Below are 7690 nucleotides of genomic sequence, written 5' to 3' on the forward strand. Positions count from 1 at the left end.
TTCCTAAAAATACTAGTACCCTTTTTCAAAAGAAATAAAACACACCATTCTTCTTGAAAAATTAAACAAATGAATGGTTGGAAATCTAAAGTTGACAGATATGGACTGAAGCCGTGCCCGCGAAAAGCGTCCACCGTAGCGGAAATCAACGGTTCATATAGATACTTCTATTTAAAAGAAAAAAGCTGTAGACAAACTCAATTTTCTGAGTCTGTCTACAGCTCGAGACACGTCTGTAAATCGATAGATGTGTCTTTTAAGCAATTATTTTTTCTTGAAACTAATATGAATGATAAAGCCAATGATTGCGCCCACTATTGCAGGTACAAGCCAACCGAGACTCTGTTCATATAATGGTAACGCTTTTAAGAAATTTTCATAAGGAACTATTTTTAAATTCATTAGTTTTAAGCCATCGTAAAGACTAACCATGAATGTTGGGATTAATGCTAAAATGTAAACAATTTGTCCACCTTTAAAGAAGCTATCTACAAGCGATAATACCATCAATACCATTGCCAATGGGTAGATAATTAAAAGTACAGGAAGAGATGTATTAATAATCGTAGATAAGCCAACGTTTGTGATAGCTAAACTGAAAATCGTGAAAACTATTAAAAATGTTTTATATGAAATTTTAGGGAATAGTTTATTGAAAAACTGTGCATTGGCAGTAAGCAAACCGACAGCAGTCGAGATGCAAGCTAGTAAAATGGTAATTGATAAAATAACACTTCCTAGATTACCAAAAAGTACGTCAGCCGACTTAGCAATGATGATACCACCATTATCTGATACACCAATGGCATCAACACTTGTGTTTCCGATATAGCCAAGTGATATATATACAAATGCTAAACCAATTGCTGCAACAATTCCTGCAAAAATCGTCGTTTTGACTTGTTTTTTAGTATCAGACATACCCATGCCACGTAATGCCTGTAAAATAACGATTCCAAAAACAAGCGCACTAAGTACATCCATCGTTAAGTAGCCTTGAATAAAGCCTTCAGTAAAAGGTGAAGTTGTATATTTTCCAACGGCTAAACTAGATTCGCCCATTGGCGTTACAAAGCTTTTAACAGCTAGTAATAAAATAACAATCAGTAGTGCAGGGGTTAATATTTTTCCCACGCGATCTACAAGTTTAGAAGGGTTTATGGCTAAATAAAGTATTAAAGCAAAAAATAAAACAGAAGTAATGAATAGTGGAGCCCAGTGATCTGCTGCTGCTTCTGAAAGAAACGGTGCAATGCCGATTTCATAGGACACAGAGCCTGTACGTGGTACTGCGAAAAATGGCCCAATTGCTAGATAAACAATCGAAGTGAAAATGATACCAAAAACTGGGTTAACACGATTAGCAAGTAGTTGTAAATCGCCTCCTGCTTTGGCAACAGCGACGATAGCAAGTAATGGCAAACCTACACCAGTTATTAAGAAACCAATCATTGCCACTGTTATATGTTCTCCTGCTTGTTGACCTAATAATGGTGGAAAGATAATATTTCCTGCTCCTAGGAATAAGGCAAAAAGTAGTAATCCTACAGCTAGATTCTCTTTGATGAATTTCATAAAAATTAAAAACTCCTTTATTAGTGAAAAGATTAAACTTTCTAAAAATTTTAAATACAGAAGTGTATGTTATCATATGATTGATAATCATGCAACGAGTTAATCGTTGTAAAGTAGTCGGATTCTGTAGTATTTTATAAGATTGATAATTTGTTTGAAAAATAGTCAGTATTTCCGATTTCTGAATACACAAATTTTTAGTATGATAGACACACAAGGAAATATTCTAGCATGAACGGAGGCAATTTGATATGCAAAAGTCAAAAAAATGGAGAATTCTTGCTTTAAGTACTATTGCGACTTCATTTTTCGCAATACAAACGGCAGAAGCGGCGACATATACAGTACAAAAAGGGGATACATTATCCAAAATCGCCCAAAACCATCAAGTAACTATTCAAGATATTAAAAAATGGAATAATCTCTCGCAAGATACGATTTATGTTGCACAAAAACTAGAGATTACTAAACAGACGAATGGTGAAACGGTTAAGCCTTCGAAACCATCAACACCTGCACAACCAACTATCGCTACTCATACCGTAAGTAAGGGTGATACGCTATCAAAAATTGCTAAACAATATAATGTGGCATTAAATGACATTAAAATTTGGAATGGACTAGAGAAAGATACGATTTATATTGGACAAGTGTTAAAAATTTCTCCAGTAGCTGTCATCCCCGATGAGGATCCAATACATAATAATGTGACTTCAGGTGCGGGTACATCATCAACAGAAACGACAAAAGATCCTACGGCTAATGGACAAGCCATTTATAAGAAAACTGTAGAGGTAGCTAATAAGCTAGTTGGGACACCCTATCTATATGGAGGCAACACACCAGATGGTCTAGATTGCAGTGGATTTATTTTCTATGCTTTTAACCAGGGTGGTTTAAAGATTGGAAGAAATAGTAGTGAAGGCTACTATTCTAGTAGTACCACTCATGTGAAGAATCCAGTAGCTGGAGACTTAGTATTTTTTGAAAATACTTATAAAGAAGGCATCTCTCATATGGGTATCTATCTTGGTAATAATAAGTTTGTTCATGCAGGTACTGAAGGTGTTGAAATTTCTGATGTTACCTATTCTTACTGGTCAAGTAGATTAGTAGCTTATAAGCGATTTGATATAGTGAAATAATTACAAGGCGATCTCAGCTAAATGTTGAGATCGCTTTTTATATTGGGATATTAGATGCTGTTATTCGGATTCGCTGATAGCAGTTGGAAAACCGCTGATAGAAAGGTGATTTTCCTTGATAGAACCATACAATTTGCAACAGGCATAAAAAACTCCCCCTTAAGTGAGACGAAAGGGGGAGTAAATAATTATTGTGTTACACGTGCTGTCCAGCGAGTAAGGTCAGCACCATCTGCTTCAACAAGATCAGCAGGGAAAATGAAGGTCCAAGGCTTCGTTGAATTCGGTTGAACTGTTAGAATAGGGTCCATATTAAATGAGCCTTTTGCCACTTGTTTACCATTTGCATCAATGATTTCTAATGGTAATTGTTCTAAGTTAATGGCCTTGCTATGACCGTTACGAATAAAGATTGAAACATTTAGGTTACCGTTCTCAGCAAGTTTTGCTTGAAGTCCTGTAAAGTTAACTTCTGTTTCGCCTAACGCTGGTAATGTTTTGACGATTTTCGCAAGCTCTTCTTTTTGTGCTGCTGGTAATTGTTTTTCCCATGATTCATCTAGCTCTAACTGATGACCACGTAAGGATACAAGGTTAAATGCAATTTTCCAGCCATCTTCAGGTACTTCATCTACTTTTATTGTAGATTTTTCAAATTCAAATACCCAGGGACGAGCACTTTCACCTGGAATTGTCCCCAGTGCTTTAAAATCGAATTTTTTTGATGCGACAAGCTCATCATTTTTATCCATAATGAATAATTCAATTTCACCAAGCTCAATTGCTTCCGGTAAAGACGAGCGGAAGAATGCACGAACGAGCCATTTTCCAGATCGAAGGTCTTCTTCAATACTAATAGAAGAAAGCGATAATTGATTTGGTTTTAATGGTTCTAGCTCATTAGCAAGGAAATTGAAAATGTATTTTTGCTCTTGTGGAACATCCCATTCAGGATGGAACGATAATTTTGTTACGACATCACGATTATCGCTCTTCTTAGAAGAAGCATTTCCTAATAAGTCTTTTGAGTCAATTGTGTTTTCTTGGACGACTTTGTCTGATTTTTTAAAGAATGAAAATAAGCCCATTATTGTTGTTCCCCCTGTTCAGCTTCGATCATTTTCATGAAGCCTGTAATTTCTATAATAATAGAACGGCGTAATTCTTGGAAATTCTTCCCGAATAATTCGAGTCCCTCACGTTGGTAAATGCGCATAGGGTCTTCTTGTTGATAATGACGTAAGCCGATTCCTTCTTTTAGATGCGCCATCGCTTCCAAATGTTTCACCCAGCCACTATCAATATAGCTGAGCATTACTTGCGGAATAACTGCCATTACTTGGGTATTTTCAGTAAACTTCTCCATCTGGTTAAGCAGTTCCTCTACCGAAGGCTGTACATCTGCTAAAATCTGTTTTACTTTGCCAACTTCACGATCGATAGTAACCGGCGTGGTGAATAAGGAATTAAGTGAACTTTCCATTTGGTCATAACCCCATTCTACAGAAGGGAGTTCTTCAGGCGCAGCGTCGCGTACAGCAAAGTCCACCGTTTCGTTCAGCATTTTTTTTAATTCGCCCATTAAGTCTTCACCAGCTAAAATTTTGTCACGTAGACCGTAAATTACTGTACGTTGATCGTTGATGACATCATCTAATTTTAAGTTGTATTCACGCATGCCGTATTGTGAGCCTTCCACAATGCGTTGTGTGCGGTCGATAAGTTCTTGTACATCTTTGTTTTGAATTACGTCTTTTTCATCAGTAATCATTTTTGCAGAGAACTTTTCAACGTCTTCTTTTGCGTAACGGCGGAACATATCATCTTCAATAGAGAGAATAAAACGGCTTTCACCAATGTCACCTTGACGACCTGAACGACCACGAAGCTGATTATCAACTCGGCGGCTTTCATGCTTTTCAGTACCGATGACATAAAGCCCACCAAGTGCATGTACGTCTTCACCTAGTACGATATCTGTACCACGGCCAGCCATATTTGTTGCAACTGTAATACGGCCTTTTTGCCCGGCCTCAGATATAAGCTCGACCTCTTGTTCAACCGTTTTTGCGTTTAATAATTGGAATTTTAAACCTTCTTTTTTCAAATAATCAGCTACAGTCTCTGATTGCAGAATAGATGTTGTACCGATTAAAATAGGTTGACCTTTTTCATGTCGGCGTTTAGCCTCTGCAGCAACATGTTTATATTTCGCTTCTTGTGTTTTGAAAACCATGTCAGGCTGATCGACACGTTGGCGTGTACGGTTTGTTGGAATTTGAATAACTTCCATACCGTATACTTCTCGAATTTCCTTTTCCTGTGTTTTCGCTGTACCCGTCATCCCAGAAAGCCTCGGATACATGCGGAAATAGTTTTGAATCGTAATTTGCGCCTGTGCTTTGTTTTCTTCTGTAATTGTGACACCTTCTTTAGCTTCAATCGCTTGGTGTAAACCATCAGAAAGTGAACGTCCTTCTAGAATACGACCTGTGAACATATCGACAAGTTCGATTTTGTCATCTTTAACGATATAGTCAACGTCGCACTTGAACATAACGTGAGCACGAACAGCTTGGATAACATAGTGGTAAAGTGTTTGGTGTTCAAGGTCATACAAATTATCAACATTGAAGGCAGCTTCAACCTTTTCAATACCTTTATCTGTTAAAGATGTAGCTTTTGTTTCATCGTCAAAATCATAGTCTTCTTCTTCTTTGAAGCGTTTAGCTAGCATGGATGCAATGCGGTGTAGTTCATCGTTCGCAGGCATTTTACCAGCAATAATTAGTGGTGTCTTTGCTTCATCGATTAGTACACTATCAACTTCATCAATAATAGCAAAGTGGTAGGCACGTTGAACTTTATCTGCCAGGCTATGTGCCATGTTATCACGCAAGTAGTCGAAACCAAATTCTGTACCGACTCCATATGTAATATCAGCGTTGTAGGCTTGTTTTTTTGCCTCTGGCTCCATCATTGGCACGTTTAAGCCAACCGTTAAGCCAAGGAAACGGTGTATTTGTCCAACAAGCTCGAAGTCACGCTTGGCAAGATAATCATTTACCGTAATAACGTGAACACCTTTGCCTTCTAATGCACGTACATAAGATGGAAGTGAAGCGACAAGCGTTTTCCCTTCACCTGTAGGCATTTCGGCAATATTTCCTTCAGTTAGTACAAGACCACCAATGAGTTGCACATCAAAATGACGCATACCTAATACACGTTTTGAGGCTTCGCGTACGACAGCAAATGCGTCTGGGATGATTGATGTAATTGGTTCACCTTGTTCTAAACGATCTTTGAAAATAAAAGTCATTTCTTTTAACTCATCATCTGACTTGTTGACATAAGTTTCTTCAAGATTATTAATCTGCGCTACTATTTTATAGTAACGTTTTAATTGACGAGCACTTGTTTGCTCGTTAGTACGTTTAAAAATTGAGAACATGAATTTACGCTCCTTTAAAGTTGTCTAAATGCTAGACACTTCATTATTCTATCAAATTTTACGAATGGTGACTACATTTGACATAAAGCATACGCACATAATAATAGGGAAATATGTCATTTGTGAAATGGTGGAAAATAAATAGAAAAAGTATATTTCATTGCTTGTTCGTGCTATAATCAAAATGGTTTAAAATGTAGATTATTTTTTTGAGGAGGAGAGACATGCTTTACGTGTCTTTAATAGCAGCGTTCGTTGCTTCCATTTTGTTAACTCCACTAGTTAAACGTTTAGCGTTCAGAATAGGTGCCGTTGACGCGCCGAACTATCGAAAAGTACATGCAAAAATTATGCCGAGACTTGGCGGATTGGCAATTTTCCTTGCGTTTTTAATTGGAGTGGCTATGCTATATCCGTTTTTAATAAACGTACTACCTAGGTTGAATATTAGTGAATATGGTTTAATTGCAATTATTATCGGAGCTGCCATTATCGTAGCTACAGGTGTTGTTGATGATATGCGTGAAATATCGGCAAAGGCGAAAATGCTTGGTCAACTGATTGCTGCACTGATTGTCATCTTTGTTGGTGGTATTCAAATTGACTATATTAACCTACCATTTATTGGCGAATTGGATTTTGGCTTTCTAAGTATTCCTTTAACGATTCTTTGGATTGTAGGTATCACCAACGCCATTAATTTAATTGATGGTCTAGATGGTCTAGCTGCAGGTGTTTCATCAATTGCCCTTATTACATTAGCTGGTATGGCCATTATTATGAACAATATGTTTGTATTAGCGATTGCGGCAATTTTAGCAGCAGCAACAATTGGATTCCTATTTTATAATTTCCATCCAGCAAAAATTTTTATGGGCGATACGGGCGCATTATTCCTTGGTTTTATGATATCGGTATTAGCATTACTAGGTTTTAAAAACGTCACATTTATTTCGTTAATTATCCCAGTTATTATGCTAGGTGTTCCGATTTCTGATACATTCTTTGCGATTGTACGTCGTGTACGTATGAAGAAAAAATGGTCAGATCCAGATAAATCCCATTTACATCATCGATTATTGGACATGGGTTTTACGCATCGTCAAACAGTTCTCATTATTTATGGCATTGCCATGATGTTCGGGTTAGCAGCTATCATCTTCTCGATGGCAAAATTATGGGGTGCTATTTTACTCATCGCTGTTATTTTAACAGCCATTGAAATTTTTGTTGAAGTGATAGGATTAGCAGGTAAAAACTACAAACCGCTGTTAAATTTTGTGCGGATATTTAATAAATAAACACGAAAAAAGCAATCCTGCACATAGTGTAGGATTGCTTTTTTCGTGTTTAGGGTAGAGGGTGTAACGCTCGGGTAACTAAGAGTACCGCTCGGGTAGGCAAGAGTACCGCTCGGGTAGGCAAGAGTACCGCTCGGGTAGGCAAGAGTACCGCTCGGGTAGGCAAGAGTACCGCTCGGGTAGGCAAGAGTACCGCTCGGGTAGGCAAGAGTACC

5 protein-coding genes are annotated in these 7690 nt (G+C 37.6%); 2 read left to right on the forward strand and 3 right to left on the reverse strand.

Annotation, left to right across the window (positions count from 1 at the left end; all coding sequences use genetic code 11):
- Positions 1-264: 264 nt before the first annotated feature.
- Positions 265-1575 (reverse strand): branched-chain amino acid transport system II carrier protein, encoded by a 1311-nt coding sequence (gene brnQ / locus H131_RS05330; RefSeq protein ID WP_010858051.1) that lies wholly within the window; start codon positions 1573-1575, stop codon positions 265-267.
- Between the two features lie 251 nt (positions 1576-1826).
- On the opposite strand from brnQ, the gene H131_RS05335 reads away from it, so the two are divergent.
- Complete coding sequence (locus H131_RS05335) at positions 1827-2720, forward strand: C40 family peptidase (RefSeq protein ID WP_010858052.1); 894 nt, start codon at positions 1827-1829, stop codon at positions 2718-2720.
- Positions 2721-2908: 188 nt separating this feature from the next.
- On the opposite strand, the gene H131_RS05340 is transcribed toward H131_RS05335, so the two are convergent.
- Positions 2909-3808 (reverse strand): accessory Sec system S-layer assembly protein, encoded by a 900-nt coding sequence (locus H131_RS05340; RefSeq protein WP_010858053.1) that lies wholly within the window; start codon positions 3806-3808, stop codon positions 2909-2911.
- Positions 3808-6174: an accessory Sec system translocase SecA2 gene (gene secA2 / locus H131_RS05345; RefSeq protein WP_010858054.1), complete on the reverse strand. Its 2367-nt coding sequence runs from the start codon at positions 6172-6174 to the stop codon at positions 3808-3810. The genes H131_RS05340 and secA2 overlap by 1 nt, the downstream gene beginning before the upstream one ends.
- Before the next feature lie 224 nt (positions 6175-6398).
- Between secA2 and H131_RS05350 the strand changes: the two genes are divergently transcribed.
- The gene (locus H131_RS05350) at positions 6399-7475 is read left to right on the forward strand and encodes a glycosyltransferase family 4 protein (RefSeq protein ID WP_010858055.1); all 1077 of its coding nucleotides are present in this window, start codon (positions 6399-6401) and stop codon (positions 7473-7475) included.
- Positions 7476-7690: the final 215 nt, after the last annotated feature.

The sequence above is a fragment of the Lysinibacillus sphaericus OT4b.31 genome (assembly GCF_000392615.1).
Lineage (GTDB): Bacteria > Bacillota > Bacilli > Bacillales_A > Planococcaceae > Lysinibacillus > Lysinibacillus sphaericus_B.

Excerpts from the sequence above, each read along its gene's own strand:
- secA2 (WP_010858054.1), bottom strand. The coding sequence starts at position 6,174 with ATGTTCTCAATTTTTAAACGTACTAACGAGCAAACAAGTGCTCGTCAA.
- H131_RS05335 (WP_010858052.1), top strand. The coding sequence starts at position 1,827 with ATGCAAAAGTCAAAAAAATGGAGAATTCTTGCTTTAAGTACTATTGCG.
- H131_RS05340 (WP_010858053.1), bottom strand. The coding sequence starts at position 3,808 with ATGGGCTTATTTTCATTCTTTAAAAAATCAGACAAAGTCGTCCAAGAA.
- H131_RS05350 (WP_010858055.1), top strand. The coding sequence starts at position 6,399 with ATGCTTTACGTGTCTTTAATAGCAGCGTTCGTTGCTTCCATTTTGTTA.
- brnQ (WP_010858051.1), bottom strand. The coding sequence starts at position 1,575 with ATGAAATTCATCAAAGAGAATCTAGCTGTAGGATTACTACTTTTTGCC.